General features: G+C 68.0%; 20 protein-coding genes. 12 read left to right on the top strand and 8 right to left on the bottom strand.

The features are described from left to right. The first annotated feature begins 177 nt into the window (after nt 1-177). Nucleotides 178-2,355: a malate synthase G gene (locus O5M90_RS14310; RefSeq protein ID WP_269839273.1), complete on the top strand. Its 2,178-nt coding sequence runs from the start codon at nt 178-180 to the stop codon at nt 2,353-2,355. Nucleotides 2,356-2,558: 203 nt separating this feature from the next. On the opposite strand, the gene O5M90_RS14305 is transcribed toward O5M90_RS14310, so the two are convergent. Both O5M90_RS14305 and O5M90_RS14300 read right to left on the bottom strand, forming a co-directional pair. Then, on the bottom strand, nt 2,559-3,959 hold the full coding sequence (locus O5M90_RS14305; RefSeq protein ID WP_269839272.1) for an IS1182 family transposase: 1,401 nt from the start codon (nt 3,957-3,959) through the stop codon (nt 2,559-2,561). Between the two features lie 116 nt (nt 3,960-4,075). Beyond that, a complete protein-coding gene (locus O5M90_RS14300; protein ID WP_269839271.1) occupies nt 4,076-6,958 on the bottom strand; it encodes a TonB-dependent receptor domain-containing protein in 2,883 nt (960 codons plus the stop codon). Nucleotides 6,959-7,224: 266 nt separating this feature from the next. Here O5M90_RS14300 and O5M90_RS14295 point away from each other — a divergent pair, with 266 nt between their 5' ends. The 5 genes from O5M90_RS14295 (at nt 7,225) to O5M90_RS14275 (ending at nt 12,935) form a co-directional block, all read left to right on the top strand. Then, complete coding sequence (locus tag O5M90_RS14295) at nt 7,225-8,472, top strand: NAD(P)/FAD-dependent oxidoreductase (RefSeq protein WP_269839270.1); 1,248 nt, start codon at nt 7,225-7,227, stop codon at nt 8,470-8,472. 5 nt (nt 8,473-8,477) lie between these two features. Next, nucleotides 8,478-9,236, top strand: a complete 759-nt coding sequence (locus O5M90_RS14290; protein WP_262968896.1) for a class II glutamine amidotransferase — start codon at nt 8,478-8,480, stop codon at nt 9,234-9,236. A gap of 79 nt (nt 9,237-9,315) precedes the next feature. Then, the gene (locus tag O5M90_RS14285) at nt 9,316-10,383 is read left to right on the top strand and encodes a sensor histidine kinase (RefSeq protein ID WP_269839269.1); all 1,068 of its coding nucleotides are present in this window, start codon (nt 9,316-9,318) and stop codon (nt 10,381-10,383) included. Then, nucleotides 10,380-11,144, top strand: a complete 765-nt coding sequence (locus tag O5M90_RS14280; protein WP_269839268.1) for a LytR/AlgR family response regulator transcription factor — start codon at nt 10,380-10,382, stop codon at nt 11,142-11,144. The genes O5M90_RS14285 and O5M90_RS14280 overlap by 4 nt, the downstream gene beginning before the upstream one ends. A gap of 87 nt (nt 11,145-11,231) precedes the next feature. Next, the gene (locus O5M90_RS14275; protein ID WP_269839267.1) at nt 11,232-12,935 is read left to right on the top strand and encodes a M14 family metallopeptidase; all 1,704 of its coding nucleotides are present in this window, start codon (nt 11,232-11,234) and stop codon (nt 12,933-12,935) included. Nucleotides 12,936-12,937: 2 nt separating this feature from the next. Here the strand turns inward: O5M90_RS14275 and O5M90_RS14270 are convergent, their stop codons facing one another. Continuing rightward, complete coding sequence (locus O5M90_RS14270) at nt 12,938-15,895, bottom strand: transglycosylase domain-containing protein (RefSeq protein WP_269839266.1); 2,958 nt, start codon at nt 15,893-15,895, stop codon at nt 12,938-12,940. 133 nt (nt 15,896-16,028) lie between these two features. Next, nucleotides 16,029-16,745, bottom strand: a complete 717-nt coding sequence (gene ypfH, locus O5M90_RS14265; RefSeq protein ID WP_262968901.1) for an esterase — start codon at nt 16,743-16,745, stop codon at nt 16,029-16,031. A 57-nt stretch (nt 16,746-16,802) separates the two neighbouring features. Between ypfH and O5M90_RS14260 the strand changes: the two genes are divergently transcribed. Together O5M90_RS14260 and O5M90_RS14255 are read left to right on the top strand one after the other, a co-directional pair. Next, the gene (locus O5M90_RS14260) at nt 16,803-17,279 is read left to right on the top strand and encodes a (2Fe-2S)-binding protein (protein ID WP_269839265.1); all 477 of its coding nucleotides are present in this window, start codon (nt 16,803-16,805) and stop codon (nt 17,277-17,279) included. Beyond that, a complete protein-coding gene (locus tag O5M90_RS14255) occupies nt 17,276-19,555 on the top strand; it encodes a xanthine dehydrogenase family protein molybdopterin-binding subunit (RefSeq protein WP_269839264.1) in 2,280 nt (759 codons plus the stop codon). Before O5M90_RS14260 ends, O5M90_RS14255 begins: the two co-directional genes overlap by 4 nt. On the opposite strand, the gene O5M90_RS14250 is transcribed toward O5M90_RS14255, so the two are convergent. Together O5M90_RS14250 and O5M90_RS14245 are read right to left on the bottom strand one after the other, a co-directional pair. Next, nucleotides 19,515-20,405: a bile acid:sodium symporter family protein gene (locus O5M90_RS14250; protein ID WP_269839263.1), complete on the bottom strand. Its 891-nt coding sequence runs from the start codon at nt 20,403-20,405 to the stop codon at nt 19,515-19,517. The genes O5M90_RS14255 and O5M90_RS14250 overlap by 41 nt on opposite strands. A gap of 93 nt (nt 20,406-20,498) precedes the next feature. Then, nucleotides 20,499-21,122 (bottom strand): DUF2238 domain-containing protein, encoded by a 624-nt coding sequence (locus O5M90_RS14245; protein ID WP_269839262.1) that lies wholly within the window; start codon nt 21,120-21,122, stop codon nt 20,499-20,501. Nucleotides 21,123-21,199: 77 nt separating this feature from the next. On the opposite strand from O5M90_RS14245, the gene queC reads away from it, so the two are divergent. The 4 genes from queC (at nt 21,200) to O5M90_RS14225 (ending at nt 24,143) form a co-directional block, all read left to right on the top strand. Next, on the top strand, nt 21,200-21,919 hold the full coding sequence (queC, locus tag O5M90_RS14240; RefSeq protein ID WP_269839261.1) for a 7-cyano-7-deazaguanine synthase QueC: 720 nt from the start codon (nt 21,200-21,202) through the stop codon (nt 21,917-21,919). Beyond that, nucleotides 21,916-22,458, top strand: a complete 543-nt coding sequence (locus tag O5M90_RS14235; RefSeq protein WP_137942616.1) for a LemA family protein — start codon at nt 21,916-21,918, stop codon at nt 22,456-22,458. Before queC ends, O5M90_RS14235 begins: the two co-directional genes overlap by 4 nt. Nucleotides 22,459-22,536: 78 nt before the next feature. After that, a complete protein-coding gene (locus O5M90_RS14230) occupies nt 22,537-22,854 on the top strand; it encodes a c-type cytochrome (RefSeq protein WP_137942617.1) in 318 nt (105 codons plus the stop codon). Nucleotides 22,855-22,871: 17 nt separating this feature from the next. Beyond that, entirely contained in the window at nt 22,872-24,143 is a 1,272-nt protein-coding gene (locus tag O5M90_RS14225) for an NAD(P)/FAD-dependent oxidoreductase (RefSeq protein WP_269839260.1), read from the top strand. Here the strand turns inward: O5M90_RS14225 and O5M90_RS14220 are convergent, their stop codons facing one another. Together O5M90_RS14220 and folE are read right to left on the bottom strand one after the other, a co-directional pair. After that, nucleotides 24,144-24,566, bottom strand: a complete 423-nt coding sequence (locus O5M90_RS14220) for a BLUF domain-containing protein (protein ID WP_137942619.1) — start codon at nt 24,564-24,566, stop codon at nt 24,144-24,146. A gap of 62 nt (nt 24,567-24,628) precedes the next feature. Beyond that, on the bottom strand, nt 24,629-25,354 hold the full coding sequence (gene folE, locus O5M90_RS14215) for a GTP cyclohydrolase I (protein WP_137942620.1): 726 nt from the start codon (nt 25,352-25,354) through the stop codon (nt 24,629-24,631). Nucleotides 25,355-25,380: the final 26 nt, after the last annotated feature.

The raw sequence follows: 25,380 nt of genomic DNA, 5'->3' as shown, positions 1-25,380 counted from the left end.
GCCTTCAGGCAAAGCGGGCCTTCGGGCTCGCTTTTTTTGTTTGTGCGGCGGGTGCAAAGATCTTGTGTCTGGCCGATATCGAATCTCGACCAGGCAAGCCCTACAGTTGCTTGCAGCATGGCGACCGCTCCGGCTGTCGCCGCTACCTATCGTCACCAACCTTTATCGGGCCTCGCCATGAGTACTTCATATACCCCTGTTCATCGCCTTCAGATCGCGACTGCGCTGCACAGTTTCATTGAGCAGAAGGTATTGCCCGGCACCGGTGTAGCGAGTGCCGACTTCTGGGCCGGCTTCGATGCCATCGCCCATGAGCTGGCACCCAAGAACGCCGCGCTGCTGGCCGAGCGCGACCGTTTGCAGTCCGAGCTCGATGGCTGGCACCGCGCCCATCCGGGGCCGATTACCGACATGCCGGCCTACCGCGCGTTTCTGGAACGCATCGGCTATCTGGTGCCGGCGCCCGGTGCGGTCAGCGCCAGCACCGCGAATGTCGATGCCGAACTGGCTCTGCAGGCCGGCCCGCAGCTGGTGGTGCCTATCCTGAACGCCCGTTACGCGCTGAACGCGGCCAATGCGCGCTGGGGCTCGCTGTATGACGCGCTGTACGGTACCGATGCGATCTCGGAGGCCGATGGTGCCGAGCGCGCCGGCGCCTACAACCTGGTGCGCGGCGCCAAGGTGATCGCCTTTGCCCGGCAGGTGCTGGACCAGGCGGCGCCGCTGGCTGGCGCCTCGCACAAGGACGCGGCCGGCTACCGGGTCGAGGGCGGCCGCCTGGTGGTGGCCTTGATCGATGGCTCGACCACGGGTCTGGCGGACGCGGCCCAGTTCGTCGGCTATCAGGGCTATGCGGCTGCGCCCTCGTCGGTGCTCTTGGTTCACAACGGCCTGCATCTGGACATCCAGATCGACCGGACCACGCCGATCGGTGCCAGCGATGCGGCTGGCATCAGCGATCTGGTGCTGGAAGCGGCCTTGTCCACCATTCTGGATCTGGAGGACTCGATCGCGGCGGTCGACGCCGAGGACAAGCTGCTGGCCTACAGCAACTGGCTGGGCATCCAGCAGGGCAGCTTGACCGAGGAACTCAGCAAAGGCGGCAAGACCTTCACGCGCCGCCTCAATCCGGATCGCCGCTACACCGACCCGAATGGCGGCGAGGTCGTGCTGCATGGCCGCTCCTTGATGTTCGTCCGCAATGTCGGCCATCTGATGACGAATCCGGCCATCCTGCTGGACGGCGGCGCCGAGATTCCCGAAGGCATCATGGACGCGGTCATCACGGTGACCATTGCGCTGCATGATCTGAAGCGGCGCGGCAATTCGCGCGCCGGCTCGATCTATATCGTCAAGCCCAAGATGCACGGCCCGGCCGAGGTGGCGTTCGCTGCCGAGCTGTTCGGCCGCGTCGAGCGGCTGCTGGGTCTGCCCGACAGCACGGTCAAGCTGGGCATCATGGACGAGGAGCGCCGTACCAGCGTCAATCTGAAGGCCTGCATCGCGGCGGCATCGAGCCGCGTCGCCTTCATCAACACCGGCTTCCTGGACCGCACCGGGGACGAGATGCACACCGCGATGTTGGCGGGGCCGATGCTGCGCAAGGGCGACATGAAGAGCAGCGCCTGGATCCAGGCCTACGAGCGCAGCAATGTGCTGACCGGCCTGTCCTGCGGCCTGCGCGGCCGGGCCCAGATCGGCAAGGGCATGTGGGCCATGCCGGACCTGATGGCGGCGATGCTGGAACAGAAGATCGCCCACCCCAAGGCCGGCGCCAACACCGCCTGGGTGCCGTCACCGACCGCGGCGACCCTGCATGCGCTGCACTACCACCAGGTCAGCGTCGCGGCGGTGCAGCAGGAGTTGGAGAAGGTCGATGCCGACGGCGAACGCGATGAGATCCTGAACAAGCTGCTGAGCATTCCCGTCGTGGCCGAGGCCAGCTGGAGCGCCGCCGAGCGCCAGCAGGAACTGGACAACAACGTCCAGGGCATCCTGGGCTATGTGGTGCGCTGGATCGACCAGGGCGTCGGCTGCTCCAAGGTGCCTGACATCCACAATATCGGCCTGATGGAAGACCGCGCCACACTGCGCATCTCCAGCCAGCACATCGCCAACTGGCTGCACCACGGCGTGGTCAGCGAAGCCCAGGTGCGCGAGACCTTTGCGCGCATGGCGGCCGTGGTGGATGGCCAGAACGCCGGCGACGCCGCCTACAAGAGCCTGGTCGCCCACCCGCAAGGTGCGGCCTTCCAGGCAGCGCTGGATCTGGTGTTCAAGGGCAAGGAGCAGCCGAGCGGGTATACCGAACCGTTGCTGCATGCGTGGCGCTTGAAGGTCAAAGCCGCAGTTTGATGTCGCCCGAATGGGCATAAAAAAACGGCGCCCGAGCAGTCCGTGTCAAAACGGCTGCGAAGGGCGCCAAGAGCAAAGCGCTCCGAGTTTCTCGGAGCGCTTTTGTTTGGGCGCGCGCGAGGTGTCCATTGGAGCGTATTGCGTGACGGTGGGCTGAACAGCCGAAGCCTTGTGTCGGACCGCAACAAACACTGGCACCGGCATCACATAGCTAGCTTTTGCAACATTTGCTGCCCACCCAGCACCGCCAGTGCCCGTTTGACGTTGTAGGCCAGTGTCGCCAACGCGATCTCCGCGCCGGCCCCCGTCAGGCCTCGCATCAGGAAGCGGGGCTTCTCGAAGATGTGGAACTTCAGGGCCGCAAACGGGTGTTCGACGGTGCAGCGGCGCAGCCTCATTGCCTGGGGTGTAGCGCGCTGGTGGATGCGCTGCAATGCCTCTTCGTAGAGATGGCGACTGAGCGTGCGCCGTGGGGCCTGCGTGCAGCGCGCCTTCATCGCGCAAGCGCCGCAATCGCCGGGCTGCGCTGCATAGATCACGACCTTACCCGCCCGATGCAACTGCTTGCGCTGCAGCAGTTTGTCTGCCGGGCAGACGTAGGCGTCAGCCTGTGCGTCGTAGGTGAAGCGGCCTTGGTCGAACAAGTCCCCCTCGCCCTGGTTGTTGACCGCGCGCTTGACGGGGACATGCACCCGCACGCCTTGATCCTCCAGCGCCTGCGCCTGTTCGCCATTGGCATAGCCCGCATCCGCCACCAGCTTGAGCTCCGTGCCGCCCAGGGTCTGCTGCGCCGATTCGCCCATGCGCTGCAGGCAGCCGTTGTCACCCGCCTGCGCGTTGACCTCGTGGGCCACGATCAGGGCATGCTCGGCGTCGACGGCGGTCTGTACGTTGTAGCCCGGGCCCTTGCCCTTGAGCACTACAGCCTCGGGCTCGGTGCTCACGTAGCGCTGCTTGTCGCTGTCCACCTTCGCCAGCTCGGCCTGCTGTAGCTGCAGCCGCGCCAGCGCCTGGCGCAGCGCCTGAGCGTCCAGCTCCGCCTCGCCTTGCTGCTGGTCGGCCGCCTCCAACTCCTGCAGGTACTGCGCAATGCGCTGCTCCAGCTTGGCCTGCAGTTCGGCCCGCTGGACCTCGTCCAGGATGGCCTTGCCGCTGGCCACGGCCTGGAACTTCGTCCCGTCCACGGCCACCCACTCTCCGCGGATCAGACCGGCTTCGGCGCAAAAGCGCACGAACTCGGCCCCGGCTCGGCGTAGCGGCTGCGCGTTGCAGCGACGGAACTCGGCAATGGTCTTGTGGTCGGGCGTGAGCCGGTGCAGCAGCCACATCAGTTCGATGTTGCGCTGGCACTCCCGCTCCAGACGCCTCGATGAGCGGAACCGATTGAGGTAGCCGTACAGGTACAACATCAGCAGGTCCGCCGGGTCGTACGGCGGGCGGCCTGTGGCCTTGCTGTGGGCTCGAGCAAAACCCAGCGCCTTCAGGTCCAGCCGCGCCACGAACGCCGCGATCACCCGGCACACATGCTCCGGTCCGATCAACTCGTCCAGCGACACCGGAAACAGGCTGCCCTGGTCTCGACTCTGTCCTTGCACGTAGCCCATAAGAACAATGCCCTGCAACTTGCGTTGCAGGGCATTGTCTTCAGGCCTTCAGCTTAGCGTCAGAGTATTGACACGGACTGCGAGGGCGCCGTTTTCATTGCTAGGACCGCGAGGTCTTAGAACTTGGCGTTCATGCCCACGAAGAAGGAGCGGCCAAACACGTCGTAGTAGCCCGGGATGGTGTCCAGGGCTTGGGTACCGGCGGTACCCGATGCGAACAGCGGCGGCTTCTTGTCGAACAGATTGGTCACGCCTGCATACAGCTCCGTGCCCTTGTTCAGCGCGTAGCCGACGCGAACGTTGTGGTACGTATGAGCGGCGATCTTGGGGAAGCCTTCCTCGGTCGTTCCCGGAGCCATGTCGGCCTTGCCGATGTGGCGGATGTTCCAGTTCGCCTTGAATGCACCCAGCTTCCAGCCAACGCTGCCGTTGGCGGTGAACTTGATGTAGCCCTGGTCGGTGGTCGAGCCACCAGCCTGACCCAGCAGATCGATCGTCGGGCCACCAGCGTAGCCCAGCAAGCTGGCCTTATCGTAAATGGTCGCGATGGCAGACAGGTCGAAGTCACCGAAGCGACCGGTCTTGAAGCCGTAACGAACGTCGATGTCCACGCCCTTGATGTCCATCGACGCGACGTTCTTCAACTGCTCGTTGACCGAGCGCAGCACGTAGTTGGCGCCGGGGGCCAGTGGATGGGTGCCACGTGTCACAACATCGCAATATGCGCGCGTGGTCGTGTCGTAGCAGAGGTTAACCGCTTCCTGGCGACTGATCGCCTTGATCATGTCCTGCACGCGGATCTCGAACCGGTCCACGGCGATCGACAGACCCTTGACCATGTTTGGCTGGAACACAAAGCCGTAAGTCCAGGTCGTGCCCTTTTCAGGGTTCAGATTAGCATTGCCGCCCGAGAAGCCCTCGACGCTTTGCTCGATGGATTGAGCAGGCGCGTAGTTGCCCGGAATGCCGTCGGTCGCGCAGTTGGCAGCACGAACTGCGTTCAGGTTGCGGCGTGTCGCGGTGCAGGGGTCGTTAATGACGCCGAAGGTCTGACCAATGCCGGACAACTCACCAGGCACCGGAGTGCGCACTGCACGCGCCTTCATTGCGCGGAAGCGCAGGCCTCCGACCGGCTCCCAGTCGCCACCCAGTTTCCAGGTGTCGTAGGTCTTGCCGCCGCTGCTGGAGTGGCGGGCCGCGCCTTCCAGGTTCAGCGAGTTGATGAAGGGCTTGTCAGCCAAGACCGGCACCAGGATTTCGGCGAAGACTTCCTTGGTCTTGATCTTCACATAGTCGGTATCACCAATCTGGTTGCCGGTCACATTACCCAGATTGATCTGGGTGTCATGATCCATATAGCCAGACAGGCTGCGTTGCTGGCCACCGACGGCGACGCGGACATCGCCAGCCGGCAGCTTGAACACCGAACCCGACAGCGAGGCGATGGTGTCGTTCATCGAGCTCTGGCCGGTGGAGCGGGTGTCCACCATCAGATAGTCCTTCATCGCCTGGGTGTAGGGGGCGAAGGGATTGATCGGCACACAGCCATTGCCGCGCGCAGCCACATCGGAACACTGATAGACGCCGGAGCCCGGAGCGGTCTCCGAAACGCGCAAACCGTTATACAGCTGTGCACGGCCCACCGAGCCCTCGGTGCCCAGGTTCACACGGGTGCGACCAAAGGTGCTCGACAGTTCCCAGCGCCAGTCATTGCCGAAACCAGCCAGAGTGTCCAGTTCGCCCTTGATGCCGACGACGGTGCGATACATGGTGCGCTCGCTGGTCGCGCCGCGATTGCCGCCCATGGTCTCGTCGGAGAAGCGCTGCCACCAAGTCATCTGTGTGTCGCCAGCGGCAATCATGGCGTTGCGCAGAGCAGCAGGCATGAAGGGGTTGTTCACCGGGATGCTGGCTTCCAGGCCAGCATAGAGATCAGAGCTGGACTGGAAAGGATGGCCTTCAAATCTGGAGGCAATCGAAGTATTCGCGAAATTGAACTCACCGAAGGCCGTGACGTTCTTGTTGACTTTGTACTCGGCTTCACCGGCCACCAGCACACGCTTGGTCGGGATCGCCAGGTCTCGCTGGCCGTTGCGGTTATAGCCGTCAGTAGCGGTGGCGAACGGGATCAGGCCGCCGGTGGCATTGGTGAAGCTGCTGCCACGACGGGTGTAGCTGGCTGAAGTTTGGGCAGCTGCGTTTTCAATGAAGAATCGCCCGTTGGCGCCGACACCGGAGCGGGCGCTGGGGCCAAAGATCGGGTTATCCGGGACGGTCCAGAAGAAGTCGTCCTTGCAGAACTCACGATCGGCGCAGCTGACTTGGCCTTGTTTGTCAAACTGGAAGGTCAGTGTGGCGCGGCCGGCATCGCCGAACTTGCCGCCCATCAGCAGCGACGCGCTGGGGTTCTTGTTGTCACCCTTGTCGGACTCGCCATAGCTGACGTTCAGCTCGATGCCATCGAAGTTCTTCTTCGTGATGATGTTGATCACGCCGCCCATCGCATCGGCGCCGTAAATGGCCGAAGCGCCGCCGGTGATGACTTCGATGCGCTCGATATTGGCGGTCGGGATGGAGTTGAAGTCAACTGCCGTGTCGGTCGAGGTGCCGCCAGGCACGCGGCGACCGTTGATCAGCACCAGACTGCGGTTGGCGCCGAGGTTGCGCAGATTGGCATTGTTCAGGCCCGAGGACTCAACACCGGAGAAGGTTGACTGTGTACGCGAAGAGCCGAAGGCGGGCGAGAACTGCGGCAACTGGGTCGCCATGTCGGCGAAGTTTTCCATGCCCAGATTGCTCATGGTTTCCGCGCTGATCGCCAGCACCGGCGTGGAACTGGTCAGGTTGGGGCGCACGATGCGCGAACCGGTCACGACGACGGTTTCCACCTTCTCGACCGTGGTGCCGGTGCTCTGCGCCATTGCTGGCACCAACAAGGTCGGCAGCAGGCCGCCGGCCAGCAAGGCAGCAGCGGTACTCACTCGGGTTTTCTTAAACATGTGTGCTCCAAAAAAAGGCTTTTGACCGATCTGTCACCGCTTGTCTGCGGCTCGCGAGGGTCAGGTGACCGGGCGCGAATTAGCGTTGCGGATTCTATGGAGCGACACCAAATAGACACATGCGGAAACACGCGCATGTCGCTGCAGGGCAACGGGGTTTTGTGCGCATAGCATGCGAACTTGCGTCGAATGGCAAGCAACCTAGGGTAAGCCTGGGGGTTCCGGCCTCCTAGAATTCAGTCCCGACCCTGATCGAATTGCCCGCCATGACCATCCCCGCAGCAACAGTCGCAGCCTCAGGCAACAGTCTGCCGACCCATTGCGAGGTGCTGATCATCGGCGCCGGTCCAGCCGGCTCGGCGGCCGCACGCCGACTGGCCCAGCAGGGCCTGGATGTGCTGCTGGTCGACCAGCACAAGCCCGGCCGCGACAAGATCTGCGGCGATGGTCTGATCCCGGATGCCCATGCCGCGCTGTCGCGGCTCGGCGTGCTGGATGCGGTGATGGCCAAGGCGCAGCGCATCGCGCATGTGGGCTGCATAGGCCCGCGCGGCGGCCGCATCGATGTGCCGGGCAATCTGGCGGTGCTGCCGCGGCGCGAGCTGGATCTGCTGCTGCTGGAGGCGGCGCAGGCGGCCGGCGCGCGCGTGCTGACGCCCTGGCGTTTCGAGGCGCCGCTGGAGGATGCGCAGGGCCGTGTCGTCGGCGCCCGGCTGCGGCAGGATGAGCAAGTGATCGAGATCCGAGCCCGCTGGCTGCTGCTGGCCACCGGCGCGACGCCGATGGCCCTGAGCGCCGCCGGCATGTGCGAGCGCCACACGCCCAGCGGCGTGGCCTTGCGCGGCTATGTGCGGGCACCTTCAATGGTGGGGCGCATCAAGGCCATGGACGTGGTCTGGAGCCGGGCGCTGCGGCCGGGCTATGGCTGGATCTTTCCAGCGCCCGATGACTGCTTCAATATCGGTGTCGGCGTGACCGGCAGCCACAGCTCCGCCGCCGGCAAGGGGGCCAAGAAGGCGCTGAATCTGCGTGCCATCTTCGATGCCTTCACCACGCATTACGAGCCCGCCGCGCAGCTGATGCGCGAGGGCGAGCTGGTCGGTGAGTTGAAGGGCGCGCCGCTGCGCTTCAGCCTGGAGGGCGCGCGCTGGAGCCGGCCCGGCCTGATGGTCACCGGCGAGGCGGCGGGCTCCACCTACTCCTTCACCGGCGAGGGCATCGGCAAGGCGCTGGAGACCGGCATGCTGGCCGCCGAGGCGGTGCTGGCCCATCGCGAGGACGATGCCGCGGCGCGCGCCCTCTACGAGCAGGGCCTGCGCGGACTCAAGCCCAAATTCGATCTCTATGCCCGCGCCGACCGCATCAACGGCACACCCTGGCTGGTCGACCTGCTGATCTGGCGCGCGCAGAAAAGCCCGCGCATCCTGCGGCGCATGAGCGGCGTGCTCAACGAGACCAGCAATCCCGGCAGCCTGATCACTGTCAAGGGGCTGACCCGCTTGTTTCTGGAGTAGCCCTGATGTGTCAACTGCTGGGCATGAATGCCAACACGCCGACCGATGTGATGTTCAGCTTCACCGGCCTGGCCACCCGCGCCGACGAGCACAAGGACGGCTTCGGCATCGCCTTCTTCGAGGGCCACGGCTTGCGCCATTTCGTCGACCACCACAGCGCCCGTGCCTCGCCGCTGGCTGAGCTGGTCAAGCACTACCCGATCAAGAGCGATAACGTCATCGCCCATATCCGCAAGGCCACGCAGGGCCAGGTGGCGCTGGAGAATACCCACCCCTTCCAGCGCGAGCTGTGGGGGCGCTACTGGGTGTTTGCGCACAACGGCAATCTGGTCGACTTCCATCCGCGCCTGCATGCCGCCTTCAAGCCGGTTGGCCAGACCGACAGCGAGCGCGCCTTCTGCTGGCTGATGCAGGAGCTGGCCAAGGCGCACTGCGACGTGCCCAGCATCGCCGAGCTCAGCGCCACGCTGGCCGAGCTGATGCCGCAGCTGGCGCGCCACGGCACCTTCAACATGCTCTTGTCCAACGGCCAGGCGCTGTGGGCCCATGGCTCCACCCATCTGCACTATCTGCTGCGGGCCCATCCCTTCGGCCCGGTTCAGCTCAGCGACGAGGACCTCAGCGTCGATTTCGCCCATCACACCACGGCCCAGGACCGCGTCGCGGTGATTGCCACCGAGCCGCTGACCCGCGACGAACCCTGGGTCGCGTTCGCGCCCGGCGAGTTGAAGGTGTTTGTCGACGGCGCCCTGCTGGCGCGCTGAAGCCACCGCCCAACCGCCGAATCCGCCATTCGCCGCAGCACCAGCGAGCGGCGCCCGGCGCCTGCCTAGACTGTCACCCATGAGCGAATCCATCCGCAAGCCCGCCGCACTGGACTGGACCCAGTGGCTGTGCCCCGGGCCGCGCCGGGTTTTCTCCGCCGAGGAACTGGTGCGCGCCGGCACCCAGGCCTGGCCGCGCGGCATCGACCACTATGTCTACGGCAACACCCTGGTGATGCTGCTGATTTTCAGTGCCGAGCTGCCCGAGGGCTGGGGCCTGCCGGTGCTGCTGCTGAGCCTGGGCGCTGCGGCCGCCGCGCTGGCCGTCGCGCGCTGGCTGTGGCGGCAACCGAGCCGGCTGCGCCTGAATATCGCCAGCTGGCTGCTGACCCTGCTGTTCCTGCTGGGCCTGCTGCTCTACCAGGGCCGGGGCTACCCGACGCCGGTCCTGCCGCTGCTGGTGGTGACCGGCGCGCTGGTGACGGCGCTGAGCGCCTGGTGGTTTCTGACCCTGTACCGGGTGCAGCAGATCGAGGCCCGGCTGGCCGAGCTGGACGAGCAGGCCCGCAGCCTGAGCCTGGCGCGCCGCCTCGCCACGGCCCAGATCCAGCCGCATTTCCTGTTCAACACCCTGGCCTCGCTGCAGCACTGGGTCGACACGCAGGACGGCCGCGCCGGCCCCACCCTGCGCTCCTTCACCCGCTATCTGCGCGCCACGCTGCCGATGTTCGAGCGCGATGCGCTGAGCCTGGCCGAGGAGCTGGCCATCGTGCGCAGCTATCTGGAGGTGATGCAGGCCCGGCTGGGCGAGCGGCTGCGCTGGGCGCTGCGGACCGAGCCGGGGCTCGATGCGCTGCAGCTGCCGCCCGGGGCCTTGCTGACCCTGGTCGAGAACGCGATTGCCCATGGCATCGAGCCCAGCCTGCGCGGCGGCCGCATCGAGGTGCAGGTGCACGCCGAGGCGGGCCGGGTGCTGCTGGAAGTCAGCGATGATGGCGCCGGCCTGACGGCAGCGCCCTGCGATGGCGTCGGCCTCGCCAACACCCGCGCCCGCCTGGCCCAGCTGCATGGCGAGCGCGCCCGGCTTGAAGTCCTGCCGCAGCAGCCCGGCTGCCTGGCCCGCATCACGATTGACCCGCATCCATGAGCGATATCAAAGCCCTGATTGCCGACGACGAAGAAGGCCCGCGCGAGCAGCTGCGCGCGGCGCTGGCCCGGCTGTGGCCCGAGCTGCAGATCGTGGCCGCCAGCGCCAATGGGGTCGACGCCTGGGACGACTATCTGGCCGACGAGCCGCAGATCTGCTTTCTCGACATCCGCATGCCCGGCCTGAGCGGCATCGAGGTGGCGCGCCGCATGGCCGCCACCGCCACGCCGCCGCAGGTTGTCTTCGTCACCGCCTTCGACGACCACGCCATCTCGGCCTTTGACGCCGGTGCGGTCGACTATCTGTTGAAGCCGGTGGACGAGGCCCGCCTGAGCCAGGCCATCACGCGCCTGCAGGGTCGAGTGCAGCGCCGGCAGCCGGGCCCCGATCTGCAAGCGCTGCTGCAGCAGCTGCTGCCGCAGGTGGCCGCGGCCCGCCTGCAGCGCCCGATCCAGGCCTCGCTGGGCCGCGAGGTCAGGCTGATCGCGCCGGAGGACGTGATCTTCTTCGAGAGCGACAACCGCTACACCCGGGTCGTGCATCTGGGCGGCGAGGCCTTGATACGCACGCCGCTGAAGGAGCTGCTGGCCAGCCTGGACGCCGAACAGTTCTGGCAGGTCCACCGCTCGGTGCTGGTCAACAGCCGCCAGATCGCCAGCGCTCTGCGCATCGACGAGAACACCATGGTGCTGACCCTGAAGGGCCGCGAGGAGAGGCTGCCGGTGTCGCGCCAGTTCCAGGGCCTGTTCAAGGGCCAGTGACGCACTGCGCGCCCAAGCGGGTCAACCCGGCTGCGGCGAGACCGGGCTTTGGGCACAATCGGCCGCACTGCCAATACCGCTCCCGCCATGTCAGCCCTGCCCAGCCCGCGATTCGACGAGTTCTACCGCTACGAGGAGCTGAGCCAGCTCCTGTTCGCCTATGCCGAGGCGCGGCCCAATCTGGTCTCGGTGCGCAGCATCGGCAAGAGCTACGAGGGCCGCGGTATCTGGGCTTTGGTGCTGACCAATACCGCCACCGGCGCCGATATCGACAAGCCGGCCTTCTGGCTGGACGGCAATATCCACGCCGCCGAGCTAACTGCCTCGACCACCTGCCTGTACTACCTGCACGACTTGCTGCTCAAGTACGGCACTGATGTGCAGGTGACCCAGTTGCTGGACACGCGCGTCATCTATATGGTGCCGCGCCTGAACCCCGACGGCGCCGAGCTGGCCCTGGCCGAGAGGCCGCGCCACATCCGCTCCTCGACCCGCCGCTACCCCTATGACGAGGAGCCGGTCGACGGCCTGAGCATCGAGGACGTCGACGGCGACGGCCGCATCCTGACGATGCGCGTGCCCGACCCGCATGGCGGCTACAAAAAGCATGAGCAGGACCCGCGCCTGATGGTGGCGCGCGAGCCCGGCGAGTTCGGCGGCGAGTATTACCGGCTGATCCCCGAGGGCTTCATCAAGAACCACGACGGCCTGACGGTGACGGTCAACCGCGACCGCGAAGGGCTGGACTTGAACCGCAACTTCCCCAGCGAGTGGCGCCAGGAGTACAAGCAGGTCGGCGCCGGCCCCTACCCGACCAGCGAGCCCGAGGTGCGGGCCATGGTGGACTTCATCACCGGCCATCCGAACATCGGCGCGGCGATCAGCTATCACACCCACAGCGGCGTGATCCTGCGCCCCATGGGCGGCCACAGCGACGAGGACATGATTCCCGAGGACCTGTGGGCCTACAAGCGCTTCTCGGAGCTGGGCGTCAAGCACAGCGGCTACCCGGCCATCAGCATCTGGCACGACTTCAAATACCACCCCAAGGAAGTCATCTCCGGCACCCAGGACTGGGTCTACGAGCATCTGGGCGCGCTGTTCTGGGTGGTCGAGATCTGGTCGCCCAACAAGGAGGCCGGCATCGAGGGCTATAAGTGGATCGACTGGTACCGCGACCACCCGGTCGAGGACGACCTGAAGCTGCTGAAGTGGAGCGACGAGCAGTGCGAGGGCCGGGCCCATGTGGACTGGCGGCCCTTCCAGCACCCGCAGCTCGGCGCGGTCGAGATCGGCGGCTGGGACAAGATGAACTACTGGCGCAATCCGCCGCCGCATCTGCGCGAGCGCGAGGCCGCGCGCTTCCCGGGCTGGATGAACCAGATCGCGCTGTCCCTGCCCAAGCTGGAGCTCTTGCGCACCGAGGTGCGGGCGCTCGGCCCCGACACCTGGCGCGTGCGCCTGGCGGTGGCCAATAGCGGCTATCTGCCGGCCTACATCACCAAGCGGGCGCTGGAGCGCAAGGTGGTGCGCGGCGTGATGTTCGAGATCCACCTGCCGCCCGGCAACCCCGAGATCAGCCTGCTCGGCGGCAAGGAGCGCATCGAAGGCCCGCAGCTCGAAGGCCATGCCCCCAAGCAGAGCCAGCAGGCCTTCCTGCCCAGCCGCGAGGTCACGGCCGACCGGGCCGTCGGCGAGTGGGTGGTGCGCGCGCCCAAGGGCACGCGGCTGGCGCTGACGGCCAGTGCCGAGCGGGCCGGCACGGTGCGGACCGAGGTCGTGCTCGACTGAATTCAGTCCACGCTGCAGCGCTCCTTTTGCAAGCTCGCCAGCAGCGGCGGCCCCAGCGACTTCAGCAGCTGCACCGACAGCGCGCTGGTGAAGTGGTAGCGCGCCGCGTCGGGCTCGTGCACATAGCTGGTGACGGTGCCGAAATAGCGCTCGCCCAGCGTGAAGACCAGGGTGCCGGAGCGCTCGACGACGCGCTCCGAGATCAGGCGGCCGTTCTTGTCGACCCGGGTCTGGCGATGGTCGCCGGTGCCGGTCTTGCCGCCCACCGGCAAGACCTGACCCTGGGCGTCGAGAAAGACGCCGCGCAGCCGCCTTGCCGTGCCGTCCTCGACCACCGCGACCAGGGCGCGCCAGGCGGCCTCGGCCACCGCCGGCGCCAGCACCTGCTGCACCGCCGCGCCGCGCGCCTCCAGCCGGGTGTCGAAGGGCGTGCCGGCCGCGAAATGCAGGGCCTCGATCGGCTGCTGGGGCCGGCGCGCGCCCTGGTTGACGATGATGCCCATCAGCTCGGCCAGCGCCGCCGGGCGGTCGCCGGAGGCGCCGATCGCGCTGGCATAGGAGGGCGTCAGCCGGTCGAAGGGATAGCCCAGCCGGCGCCATGACTGCAGCAGGCCGTCGAAGGCCTCGCGCTCCAGCATCTGGCGCAGGCGCTGGTCCTGGGCGGCGCGCTGGCGGGTCTTGAACAGCCAGGCATAGGCCTGCTGGCGGGCCTCGGCGCTGGCCGCCAGCAGCTCCTCGGGGCCGACGTCCGGCGTCTGCTGCAGCCGCCCCACCAGCCACAGCTCCAGCGGGTGGCGGCCGGCCAGATAGGCCCGGTCGGCCAGCGACAGCGCCTGGTAGCGGCGGTGCATGGCGGCATCGACCCTCGCCTGGGGCAAATGCTCGGCCAGCCAGGTGCGCAGCCGCGCTTCGTCGGCCGCCGGCTCCAGCAGATAGAGCAGGGCGGCGCGGGCCGGCAGCGTCGGCCGCGTGTCGGCCAGCAGCCGCTCGCGCGCCTGCGCGGCCGACAGGCCCTGGTATTTGCGCAGAAAGCCGGCCAGGTAGTGACCGCCCTCGGCCGCGGCGAAGCGCTGCAGCAGGGCCTGGCGGCGCGGATGCCCGGGCTCGGCCAGCAGCGCGGCAGCGTCGCCGCCGTGGATGCGATGCTGGATGATGTCGCGCATCAGCCGGATGAAGACCAGATTGACCGAGTGCTTGAAGGCCTCGCTGACCGAAAACTGCTGATGCTGGTGTTCGGGCGCGAAATTCTCGAAGCGGTGCAGGCCGCCGCCGGTGAAGAAGGCCTCGCCCGGATGGGCCGAGTAGCGGCGCTGCAGCGCGGCGTCCAGCATCGCCGGCAGCTCGCGCGGCGGCTGGGTTTGCAGCAGGTAGTCGCGGGCCCACAGCGACAGCGCATCGCGGCCGGCCGGCTTCAGCGCGCGCAGCTCATCGGGCCTCAGGCCGGCCCAGCGCTGGTGCAGCTCGGCGATGACTTCCAGATAGGAGATCAGCGTGCGCAGTTTGGCGGTCGAGCCCAGGTCCAGCTTGGCGCCCAGATTGACGTCGAAGGGCTGGGCCAGGCTGTCGGCCTGCACGCGCAGCCGGTTGCTGTGCGCTCCGCGCTCGTAAATCGTCAGGCTGAACACCAGCGGGCGCAGGTCGGCACCGGCCTCCAGCAGATGGGGGCCGTAAAGCCCGGCGGCGCGCGCCGCTTCGGGCTTTTGCAGCCCCGCCAGCGTGCGCGTGGCCAGGGCCTGGGCGCGGCCATCCAGGCTGGTCTGCACCGCCAGATCGAGCCGGTCCAGCTCGTAGCTGCGCGGCATGTCCAGCAGCGCGGCCAGCTTGACCCGCAGCGCGCCGCTGGCCTTGCGCTGCACGAAATCGGGCCGCTGCGGCTGCGGCCCCGGCTCGGCCCGTGTCAGCGCCAGCGGCAGTGCCGCATCGCGCAAGCCCAGCGGGATCGCGCCGGCCTCGGCCAGCAGGCGCAGATAGCTGTCGGTCAGGCGCCGCAGCGCCTGACCGTCGCCGCGCAGGAACTGGCTCGGGCGGCGCTGCGCGATCAGCAGCGACAGCGCCTGCTTGTAGGCCAGGGCCTGGGCCGGGCTCGCGTCGGTCTGCTGCAGCAAGAGGCGGTTGACGCTGTCGGCGTCACGCCCATACCAGGCCCAGAGCCCGTCGCCGAGGCCGTGCACCTCGCCGATGCCGGGGCGCGCGGCCAGCGGCACGGTGTTCAGATAGTCGCGCAGGATCTCGCGCCGGCGCCCCAGGGTCTGCTCGCCGTCCAGATAGGCGCGCTGCGAGGCCGAGGCCATCTGGCGCAGCTTCTCGCCGACCGAGCCGGTGCGGCCCTGCGGCGAATGGCGGTATTTCTCGATCTGGGTCGCCAGGGTCGAGCCGCCGGACGCCGGCCGGCTGGCATCGATGCGTTGCTGCAACTGTTGCAGCGCGGCCTTGCCGAAGCGCTCGGGGTCCAGCGCCGGATTGCGGCGCGGCGCGTCCTCGTCGAGCAGATGGCGGTCCTCGATGAACAGCAGGGTCTGCACCAGCAGCGGCGGGATGTCCTCGAAGCGCGCGTACTGGCGCTGCGGCTGGCGCAGCGCCAGCAAGGCCTCGCCACGGCAGTCGCGCAGCAGCAGGCCGGCCTGGCTTTTTTCGCGGTAGGGGATGAACAAGCCCTGTCCGGCCATGGCCAGCAGCTGCGGCGACTGGCGGGCCTGGCTGGCGACGACGAAACCCTGCTGCTGCAGGCGCTCGATGTGCTGCGGCAGCGCGCTATAGCCCATGCGTTCGTCGTAGGGGCCATCGCCCGGGAAGCTGATGCTGGGGCTGGGGCCGGCCTCGACGCGGTAGCTGGCCTCGCGCGCCGCCGAGGACCACAGCGTGGCCTGCAGCCGCGAGCTGCGCAGCTCGGTAAAGCCCGCCAACGCCGCCGTGGCCGCCAGTCCACCACCCAGCCAGATCAGTCCGACCGCCCTTGCCATGACCGCCTCGCATCACGCTTGACCGGTCTTCAGTCTGTGCTTTCGCGCCGCCCGGAGCAAGCGACGATCCCGCAGATGAGCGGCCGATCAGCGGCCCGGATCGCCCGCTTATCGGCGCATCGCGGCGCCGTCCTCAGCTGGGCTTGCGATCCTGCTCGGCGGCCGCCAGCACGGCCTCGCGCCACAGCCGGGCCGGCACAAAGGTGCGCAGCTGCTCCATCGCCTTGGCGATCAGCTCGGGGTGCAGCTCGTGGCCGATGCCGGGCTTGACGTCGGCGGTGACATCGGCGCCCAGCTGCACCAGGATCTGGGCCGCCTGCACGATGTCGCGGTAGGGCATGCGCTCGTCGGCCATGCCGTGCAACAGGTGCAGGCTGACCTCCTCGGGGGCGTGCTCGGGCAGGCTGGCATAGCGGCCGCCAAAGGCCAGCACGCGGCCGGCCAGCCGGGGCTCGGCCTGCACCGCCTCCAGCGCCATGATGGCGCCCTGCGAGAAGCCGCCCAGGGCGACGCGCTCCCAGGGCAGCTCGAAGTGATCCGCCCAGTGCCGCACCAGCGCGATGAAGCCGGGCAGCGCGGCCGCGACCCGTTCGATGCGGCTGCTGTCGTCGATCCGCTGCAGCGAAAACCATTGGTAACCTGCGGCCGCAGTCGCTGCCCCGTCGAAGGCCTCGGGCGCATCGATACTCAGCACCGCGGCCTGCGGGTACTGGGCGCGCAGGGCCTGGGCCAGCGGCGTCATCTGCGAGCCATCGCTGCCCAGGCCGTGGAACAGCAGGAACAACAGCTGCGGCGCCTGGCCATCGGGCAGCAGCATCAGGGTGGGCGTGGGGAGGTCGGGCTTGCTCATGGCCCTATTGTGAATCGCGGAACGCCGTGCGGCGTCGCAAGCGGAAAGAGGGCGGGGATGGAACTGAAGGTCAACGGGCAGGTTCATGCGCTGCCCGCGCATGCGGGCGATGCCGCGATGCCGCTGCTGTGGGTGCTGCGCGACGGGCTGAACCTGACCGGCACCAAGTTCGGCTGTGGCGTCGCGGCCTGCGGCGCCTGCACGGTGCATATCGATGGCCAGGCCGCGCGTGCCTGCGTGACGCCGCTGGCCAGCGTGCAGGGCAAGGCCGTCACCACCATCGAGGGCCTGGCAGCCGGCGCGCTGCAGCAGGCCTGGATAGCCCACCAGGTGCCGCAGTGCGGCTACTGCCAGAGCGGCATGCTGATGGCCGCCGCCGCGCTGCTGGCCGGCAAGCGCAGGCCCAGCGACGCCGACATCGACGCGGCGATGACCAATCTGTGCCGCTGCGGCACTTATCCGCGCGTGCGCGCGGCGATCAAGGATGCGGCCGCCCAGATGAGCGCGCCCAAGCCGGCGGGCCAGCGCGCATGAAGCGCCGCACGCTGCTGCTGTCCGGTCTTGGCGCGGCCGGCGCCCTGCTGGTGGGCTTTGCCGCGCTGCCGCCGCGCAGCCGGCTGGGCCATGCGAAGACGCAGGCCGTGGTCGACGGCGAGATCGGCTTGAACGGCTGGATCAAGATCGCCACCGACGGCAGCGTGCTGCTGGCGATGAACCGCAGCGAGATGGGCCAGGGCGTGCATACCGCGCTGGCCCAGCTGGTGGCCGAGGAACTGGCCGTGCCGCTGGCGCGGCTGCGGCTGATCGCGGCCGGCCACGAGTCGCTGTACGGCAATGTCGCGATGTTCGTCGGCCAGCTGCCGCTCCCGCCGCGCAGCCTGGAGCCGGGCCAGGAAAGCCCGGCCGCAAGACTGGGAGCCTGGACCGTGGCCAAGCTGGCGCGTGAGCTGGGTATCAACGCCACGGGTGGCAGCTCCAGCATCGCGGATGCCTGGGAGCCGCTGCGCTGGGCCGCCGCCACCGCCCGCCAGCAGCTGCTGGGCGCGGCCTCGCTGCGCTGGAAGCTGCCGCTGACCGAGCTGCGCATCACCGCCGGCGTGATCAGCCATGTGGCCTCGGACGATAGCGCCCATTACGGCGAGTTCGCCCAGGCGGCGGCCGCCACGCCGCCCGGCGAGGTGGGGCTGAAGCCGGCGGCGCAATGGACCCTGATCGGGCAGTCCGCGCCGCGCCTGGACCTGGCCGCCAAGATCGATGGTTCGGCGCGCTTTGGCATCGATGCGCGGCCGCCGGGCTTGCTGTATGCGGCGATCCGCCACGCGCCGGCGCTGGGCGGCGCGCCCGGCGCGCTGCCGGTCGAGGCTGCGCTGCGCCAGCCCGGGGTCGAGAGAGTCGTATCGCTGGGGCCTTATGCCGGCGGCCAGGCGGCGGTGGCCGTCGTCGCGCGCAACAGCTGGCATGCGCTACGTGCCGCGGCGGCGCTGGAGATCGAGTGGCAGGGCCGACCGGCCGGGGCACTGGACAGCGCGCGCATCGCCACCGCGCTGGCCGAGGCGGCGCGCCGCGCCGCCGCCGACGGGCTGGCCTTCGCCAGCGAGGGCGATGCCGAGCGGGCGCTGGCCGGCCCGGGCCGCAAGATCGAGGCGCTCTACGAAGCCCCCTATCTGGCCCACGCGGCGATGGAGCCGATGAACTGCACGGCCCGGGTGCGCGACGGCCGGGTCGAGCTCTGGGTACCGACCCAGGTGCCGGGTCTGGCCCGCGAGCTGGCCGCGCGCGTGGCCGGTGTCGCGCCCGAGGCGGTCACCGTGCATGTCAGCTACCTGGGCGGCGGCTTCGGCCGGCGCCTGGAGATCGACTTCGTCGGCCAGGCCGTGCGGGTGGCACTGGAGACCGGCGGTCGGCCGGTGCAACTGCTGTGGTCGCGCGAGGAGGACATGAGGCACGACTTCTACCGCCCGGCCGGCGCGGCTTTTTGCGAGGCGCTGCTGGGTGAGGATGGCAAGCCGCTGGGCTTGCGCATCGGCAGCGCCGGCGATGCGATCTCGCCGCGCTGGATGGAGCGGGTGCTGCCGGCGCTGGCCGGGCCGGTGGATCTGCCCGACAAGACCGCAGCCGAGGGTCTGTTCGACCAGCCCTATGCCGTGCCGCATCAGCGCATTGCCCATCTGGCCACGCACTCGGGCGTGCCGGTCGGCTTCTGGCGCTCGGTCGGTCATTCGCACCATGCCTTCTTCATCGAGAGCTTTGTCGACGAGCTGGCCCACGCGGCCGGCGCCGATCCGCTGGACTACCGCCTGAGCCTGCTGGACGGCCTGCCGCGCCATGCGGCGGTGCTGAGGCTGGCGGCCGAGAAGGCCGGCTGGGGTCAGGCCTTGCCCAGGGGCCAGGCACGCGGCCTGGCCCTGCACGAGAGCTTCGGCAGCATCGTCGCCCAGGTCGTGGAACTGACGCAGGACAGCGGCGGGCGGCCCCAGGTGCTGCGCGTGGTCTGCGCGCTGGATTGCGGCACCGTGGTCAACCCGGCCATCGTCGAGCGCCAGATGGAGGGGGCCATCATCTTCGGGCTGACGGCGGCGCTGTTCGGCCGCATCGACATCCGCGATGGTGTCGTGCAGCAGCGCAATTTCCCCGACTACCCGCTGCTGAGCCTGGCGCAGACGCCGCGCATCGAGACCCATCTCATCGCCAGCCACCATGCGCCCACCGGCGTTGGCGAGCCCGGCACCCCGCCGGTGGCACCGGCCGTGGCCAATGCCTGGTTTGCGCTCACCGGCGAGCGGCGTCGGCGCCTGCCGCTGCTGCCCTAGGCGCTGCGTCGCCGCGGCGCAGCCACAGGCCGAACAAGGTGCCGACGATATACATGCTGACCGAGTAGGCCGCCGCCGGCAGCGCCATCTGGAAGTTCTGCAGCACGCTCAGCGCGATATAGAGCGCCAGCGTCGAGTTGTGGATGCCGATCTCGAAGCTGATCGCGGTAGCCATCGGTTTGGCCAGACCCAGCGCGCGGCTCAGGTAGTAGCCCGACAGCAGGCTCAGCAGATTGAACGCCAGCACGATGGCGCCGATGCTGGCGGCCGAGTCGGCCAGCGCGCGCCACTCCTTGGCGATCGCGCCCAGCGCCAGCAGCGCCAGCACGACGGCGCTGAAGATCTTGAAGGGCTTTTCCAGCCGCGCCGCCAGCGCCGGGCGCCAGCGCGCCACGCTCATGCCGACGACCACCGGCAGCAGCACCACGGCCATCACCTCGGCGACCTTGGCGGTCTGCAGCGGCACGACGCCTTCGCCGATGAAATGCTGCAGCGCGAGGTTGGCGATCAGCGGCATGGTGATCACCGACAGCAAGGTGTTGATCGCGGTCAGCGAGATATTCAGCGCCACATGGCCGCCGAACAGATGCGAGAACAGATTGGCCGAGACCCCGCCCGGCGAGGCCGCCAGCAGCATCAGGCCCACCGCCATCACCGGCGGCAGGCCGACCAGCTGGATCATCGCGAAGCAGGCCAGCGGCAGCAGCAGCATCTGCAGCAGCAGCGCGATGGCCACCGCCTTCGGGTGGCGGCGCAGTCGCGCGAAGTCATCCAGGCTCAGCGACAGGCCGACACCCAGCATCACCAGGGCCAGCGAGATCAGCAAGAGGGTGGGCAGCAGGGCGGTCATCGGGCGTGGCTTGAGGGGTTGCTGAGGCGCCGATCTTGGCCGCGCGAGCCCCGGCCCACCAGCGGGATTTCGAGGCCCCGGGTATGCCCGAGGCTAGTGGGTCGCCAGCGCCCGCAACTGCCGGTCGTGCCAGCGCGCCAGCAGCAGGCTGGCGACCAGCGCGCCCAGCAGGGCCAGGAACATGTCCGACTGGGTGTCCCAGGGGTCGCCCTGGGTGCCGAGAAACTCGTCGGCGCCCTGGCCCAGCGCCAGCGCCGCCCACCATTCGATCAGCTCGTAGACCGCGCTGACCGCCAGCGCGACGCAGACCGCCAGAAAGCCGGCCATGCCTCGCCCGGCCACATGGCCACCGCGCAGCAGGATCTCGCGGGCCAGCAGGGCCGGGATCAGGCCTTGGGCGAAATGGCCGATCTTGTCGTAAGGGTTGCGCGAAAGTCCCATCAGCTCCTGCATCCAGAAGCCCAGCGGCACCCGCGCATAGCTGTAGGCGCCGCCGAGTATCAGGATCAGGCAGTGCGCAAAGATCAGCCCATACATCAACGGGCTGAGGGGAAAGCGCACGCGTGTGGCGGCCAGCAGCGGCACGGCGATCAGCACCGGCGCCACCTCCATCAGCCAGGTGGCGCGGTCATAGGGCTGCCAGCCTGAAACAGCCAGGGCCAGCAGAATCAGCAGGCCCATCAAGCTCAGTAGGCCCAGCCGGGGTGGTGTCGACATGCAGTGGCTCCTGAGTGGGGACGGCCTTCCGCCGCCGATCCACATAATATGCGGGCTTTGCTGACTGCTGCTGTGCCATGACCGCCTCGCCTCAAGCCAATACATCCCGCAAAGCCCTGGTGCTGTTCTCCGGCGGCCAGGACTCCACCGCCTGCCTGGCCTGGGCGCTGCAGCGCTATGCCGAGGTCGAGACGCTCGGCTTCGACTATGGCCAGCGCCATCGCATCGAGCTCGAATGCCGGCTGACCGTGCGCAGCGAACTGGCCCGGCAGTTCCCGGCCTGGGGCGCCAAGCTGGGCGAGGATCATCTGCTGGACCTGAGCCTTTTGGGCCAGATCTCCGATACCGCGCTGACCGAGGACCGCGCCATCGCGATGCAGGCCAATGGCCTGCCCAACACCTTTGTGCCGGGCCGCAACCTGCTGTTCCTGAGCTTTGCCGCGACCCTGGCCTACCGGCGCGGCGCCTCGGTGCTGGTGGGTGGCATGTGCGAGACCGATTTCTCGGGCTATCCCGACTGCCGCGACAACACCTTGAAGGCTTTGCAGGTGGCGCTGAGCCTGGGCCTGGACGCGCCCATGACGATAGAGACGCCGCTGATGTTCATCACCAAGGCCCAGACCTGGGCACTGACCGAGAGCCTGGGTGGCGCGGCGCTGAACGAGCTGGTCATCGAGCACACCCACACCTGCTATCTGGGCGAGCGCAAGACCCGGCACGCCTGGGGTTATGGCTGCGGCAGCTGCCCGGCCTGCGAGCTGCGCGCGCGCGGCCATGCGGAGTACATCGCGACATGAGCTGGTCGACCTTGGGATGGATCGTCGCGGCGCTGCTGCTGTTCTGGGGCATCGGCGCCTACAACCGGCTGATGCGGCTGCGCAATGCGATCGGCGAGGCTTTTGTGCAGCTGGACCAGCAGTTCGGCGCGCGCGCCGAGGTCAGCGCCCGGCTGCTGACCCTGGCGCGGCCGGCGCTGGAGAGCGAGCAGGCCGCCTTCGACGCGCTGGACAGTGCCCAGGCCGAGGTGCAGGCCGCCGTGCTGGCGGCCCGGAGCAAACCTTATGCGGGCGACCCGGTGGCCAGCCTGGCGGTGGCGACGGCCGTCCATGCGGCGGCGCTGACCCGGCTGGTGTCCCTGGTCGAACACCATGGGGAGCTCGGTCGGGACGCCGAGATCCAGGCCCAGCTGGCCGAGCTGAAGCTGATCGAACGCCAGCGTGCCTTCTCGCGCCAGGTCTTCAACCAGGCGGTCAGCCAGTACAACGAGGCGGCGAAGCAGTTCCCGACCCGGGTGCTGGCCAGCCTTTACGGCTTTGCCGAGGCGCGTTCGCTGTAGAAGCTTATTGCGATTGTTTTGTTGGCAAGTCGGGGGGCGCTGCATAAACTGCGCCGACTACACAACAAGGAGACTCCGATGAGCTTGCGAGCGATTCTGTTGGGCGCCGCGCTGGCCGCCGGTGCCGGTGCCGCTGCGGCCCAGGATGCCAAGACCCTACATCTGAAAGCCCTGGCCGCCACCTGCGCCAACTGCCACGGCACGGCGGGGCGCGCCGTCGAGGGTTCGGCGGTGCCAGGTCTTGCCGGCATGCCGGCCGCCTATTTCAGCGAGCAGATGAAGGCCTTCAAGAGTGGCGCCCGTCAGGCCACCGTGATGCACCAGCTGGCCAAGGGCTATAGCGAAGCCCAGATCGAACAGCTGGCCGGCTATTTCGCCGCCCTGCCACGTAACTGACGGAGACAAGACACATGATGCAAAGACGCAATCTCCTGCAGGGCGCGGCCGCCCTGTCCGTGCTGGGCCTGGCCGGCTGTGCCACCACCTCGGTGCCGAGCAAGGCCCGGGTGCTGGTGGTCGGCGGCGGCTATGGCGGCGCCACGGCGGCCAAATACATCCGGCTGCTGTCCGACTACAAGATCGAGGTCGTGCTGGTCGAGCCCAGCGAGGCCTTTGTCTCCTGCCCGATCTCGAACCTGGTGCTGGGTGGCTCGCGCCAGATCGGCGAGATCACCACGCCCTATGGCACGCTGCAGTCCAAGCACGGCATCACCGTGGTGCGCGACTGGGTGGCCAGCATCGATGCGGCCAAGAAGACCGCGACCCTGGCCTCGGGCCCGGTGATCGCCTACGACAAGCTGGTGCTGAGCCCCGGCATCGACCTGATCTGGGACTCGGTGGCCGGGCTCAAGGAGGCCAATGCCGCCGGCCAGATCCTGCAGGCCTGGAAGGCCGGTCCCGAGACGGTGGCGCTGCGCCGCCAGCTGGAGGCGATGCCGGACGGCGGCGTCTACGCGATCACGATTCCCGAGGCGCCGTACCGCTGCCCGCCCGGGCCCTACGAGCGCGCCAGCGTGATCGCCGGCTACTTCAAGCAGGCCAAGCCGCGTTCCAAGGTGCTGATCCTGGATGCCAACCAGGACGTCACTTCCAAGGGGCCGCTGTTCAAGAAGGTCTGGGCCGAGCAGTACAAAGGCATCATCGAGTACCGGCCGCAGCACAAGGCGGTGGCGGTCGACGCCAAGAGCAAGACCGTCAAGTTCGAGATCCAGGACGACGTCAAGGCCGATGTGCTGAATGTGCTGCCCAGCATGCGGGCCGGCGCCGTCGCGGTGCAGGCCGGCCTGGCCAACAGCAATGCGCGTTGGGTCAATGTCAACTATCTGAGCTTCGAGGCCACCGCCGCCAAGGACATCCATGTGCTGGGTGACGCTATCCAGATCGCACCGGGCATGCCCAAGAGCGGCCATATGGCCAACAGCCACGGCAAGGTCGCGGCGGCCGCCATCGTCGCCCAGCTCAATGGCTGGGAGATCAACCCGGCGCCGATGTTGACCAACACCTGCTACAGCTTCGTCGACGCGAAGAACGTCATCCACGTCGCCAGCGTGCATGAGTACGTCGCGGCCGAGAAGACCTTCAAGACCGTGGCGGGCTCTGGCGGCGTCTCTACCGGCCCGACTGAGCTGGAAGGCACTTATGCCTGGAACTGGGCGCGCACGATCTGGGCGGACTCACTGGCTTGACTAGTTGCAGACAATGGCGCCGGTATTGACCAACTCGTCGAACAGCGCCTTCAGTGCCTGCCCCGACATCGCGTAGGGGTTCAGCTTGGTGGTCTCGCAATACTTCAGCACCAGGGCCGGGTTCAGCCTCGACAGGTTGACCTGGCCCATGCTCCAGCCGGCGAAGTGGCGCTCGGCCACCTCCTCGTAGCTGAGCAGGATCACATCGCGGTGGCGGGTGTCGCCGATGATGGACTTGTAGCGCGCATTGACCGCGTCGCGCCCGCCCTCCAGCACCTGCATGAAGATGCCGTCGCTGTAGCACAGCAGGCCGGTCAGGCCTTCGGCCGGGTTGTGGGCGCGCGAGGACTTGAGGATGGCCGCGAGCTCGGCCTCGCTCATCGGGCTGGCGGCGCGGCTTGCATAAAGCAGACGGACTAGCATGGCAGTACTCCGATCAGAGGGGTCAGGGCTTGCGCTAGCGCGCAAGGACTGACCCCAGGACATTATTTTTTCGACAGCAGGGACAGGAATTCGCGGCGCAGATTGGCGTCCTTCAGGAAGGCGCCGCGCATCACGCTATTGGTCATCATCGAGTCGATGTCCTTGACGCCGCGCCAGTGCATGCAGAAATGGTCAGCCTCCATCACGATGGCCAGGCCATCGGGCTGGACCCGCTCCTGCAGCTCGTTGGCCAGCATGGTCACCGCCTCCTCCTGGATCTGCGGCCGGCTCATGATCCAGTCGCACAGCCGCGCGTACTTGGACAGGCCGATCAGATTGGAGTGTTCGTTGGGCAGCAGGCCGATCCAGACCCGGCCCATGATGGGGCACAGATGGTGGGAGCAGGCGCTGCGCACCGTGATCGGGCCGACGATCATCAGCTCGTTGAGCCGGGTCACATTGGGGAACTCGGTGACCGGCGGCGCGACGGCATAGCGGCCCTTGAAGATCTCGCGCAGATACATCTTGGCGACGCGCTTGGCGGTCTCCTGGGTGTTGTGGTCGCTGTCGGTGTCGATCACCAGCGCACGCAGCACCTCCTGCAGCTTGGCCTGCACCTCGGCCTGCAGCTCGTCGAGCTCGCCCTCTTCGATGAAGGCGGCGATATTGTCATTAGCATGGTGGCGGCAGCCGGCACCGCGCAGCCGGTAGCGGATGCGTTCGGAGGCGGGCAGGGCGGCCAGTTCGGCCTCGCTGCGGAAAATGGTGTCAGGCTTGTCCCCGGTCATGGGCGTCTCGGTAGTCTTTGTCCGGT

The sequence above is a fragment of the Paucibacter sp. M5-1 genome (assembly GCF_027498415.2).
Taxonomy (GTDB): Bacteria; Pseudomonadota; Gammaproteobacteria; order Burkholderiales; family Burkholderiaceae_C; genus Roseateles_E.
Note: the sequence above shows the minus strand (reverse complement) of the source record. Positions and strands in the feature narration are given on the sequence as shown.

Bases quoted from the DNA above. Each gene is read 5' to 3' on its own strand.
- O5M90_RS14250 (WP_269839263.1), bottom strand. From the start codon at position 20,405: ATGACCGCCCTGCTGCCCACCCTCTTGCTGATCTCGCTGGCCCTGGTG.
- O5M90_RS14290 (WP_262968896.1), top strand. From the start codon at position 8,478: ATGTGTCAACTGCTGGGCATGAATGCCAACACGCCGACCGATGTGATG.
- O5M90_RS14230 (WP_137942617.1), top strand. From the start codon at position 22,537: ATGAGCTTGCGAGCGATTCTGTTGGGCGCCGCGCTGGCCGCCGGTGCC.
- O5M90_RS14285 (WP_269839269.1), top strand. From the start codon at position 9,316: ATGAGCGAATCCATCCGCAAGCCCGCCGCACTGGACTGGACCCAGTGG.
- O5M90_RS14260 (WP_269839265.1), top strand. From the start codon at position 16,803: ATGGAACTGAAGGTCAACGGGCAGGTTCATGCGCTGCCCGCGCATGCG.
- ypfH (WP_262968901.1), bottom strand. From the start codon at position 16,745: ATGAGCAAGCCCGACCTCCCCACGCCCACCCTGATGCTGCTGCCCGAT.
- O5M90_RS14300 (WP_269839271.1), bottom strand. From the start codon at position 6,958: ATGTTTAAGAAAACCCGAGTGAGTACCGCTGCTGCCTTGCTGGCCGGC.
- O5M90_RS14280 (WP_269839268.1), top strand. From the start codon at position 10,380: ATGAGCGATATCAAAGCCCTGATTGCCGACGACGAAGAAGGCCCGCGC.
- queC (WP_269839261.1), top strand. From the start codon at position 21,200: ATGACCGCCTCGCCTCAAGCCAATACATCCCGCAAAGCCCTGGTGCTG.
- O5M90_RS14270 (WP_269839266.1), bottom strand. From the start codon at position 15,895: ATGGCAAGGGCGGTCGGACTGATCTGGCTGGGTGGTGGACTGGCGGCC.
- O5M90_RS14275 (WP_269839267.1), top strand. From the start codon at position 11,232: ATGTCAGCCCTGCCCAGCCCGCGATTCGACGAGTTCTACCGCTACGAG.
- folE (WP_137942620.1), bottom strand. From the start codon at position 25,354: ATGACCGGGGACAAGCCTGACACCATTTTCCGCAGCGAGGCCGAACTG.
- O5M90_RS14245 (WP_269839262.1), bottom strand. From the start codon at position 21,122: ATGTCGACACCACCCCGGCTGGGCCTACTGAGCTTGATGGGCCTGCTG.
- O5M90_RS14220 (WP_137942619.1), bottom strand. From the start codon at position 24,566: ATGCTAGTCCGTCTGCTTTATGCAAGCCGCGCCGCCAGCCCGATGAGC.
- O5M90_RS14305 (WP_269839272.1), bottom strand. From the start codon at position 3,959: ATGGGCTACGTGCAAGGACAGAGTCGAGACCAGGGCAGCCTGTTTCCG.
- O5M90_RS14255 (WP_269839264.1), top strand. From the start codon at position 17,276: ATGAAGCGCCGCACGCTGCTGCTGTCCGGTCTTGGCGCGGCCGGCGCC.
- O5M90_RS14235 (WP_137942616.1), top strand. From the start codon at position 21,916: ATGAGCTGGTCGACCTTGGGATGGATCGTCGCGGCGCTGCTGCTGTTC.
- O5M90_RS14310 (WP_269839273.1), top strand. From the start codon at position 178: ATGAGTACTTCATATACCCCTGTTCATCGCCTTCAGATCGCGACTGCG.
- O5M90_RS14225 (WP_269839260.1), top strand. From the start codon at position 22,872: ATGCAAAGACGCAATCTCCTGCAGGGCGCGGCCGCCCTGTCCGTGCTG.
- O5M90_RS14295 (WP_269839270.1), top strand. From the start codon at position 7,225: ATGACCATCCCCGCAGCAACAGTCGCAGCCTCAGGCAACAGTCTGCCG.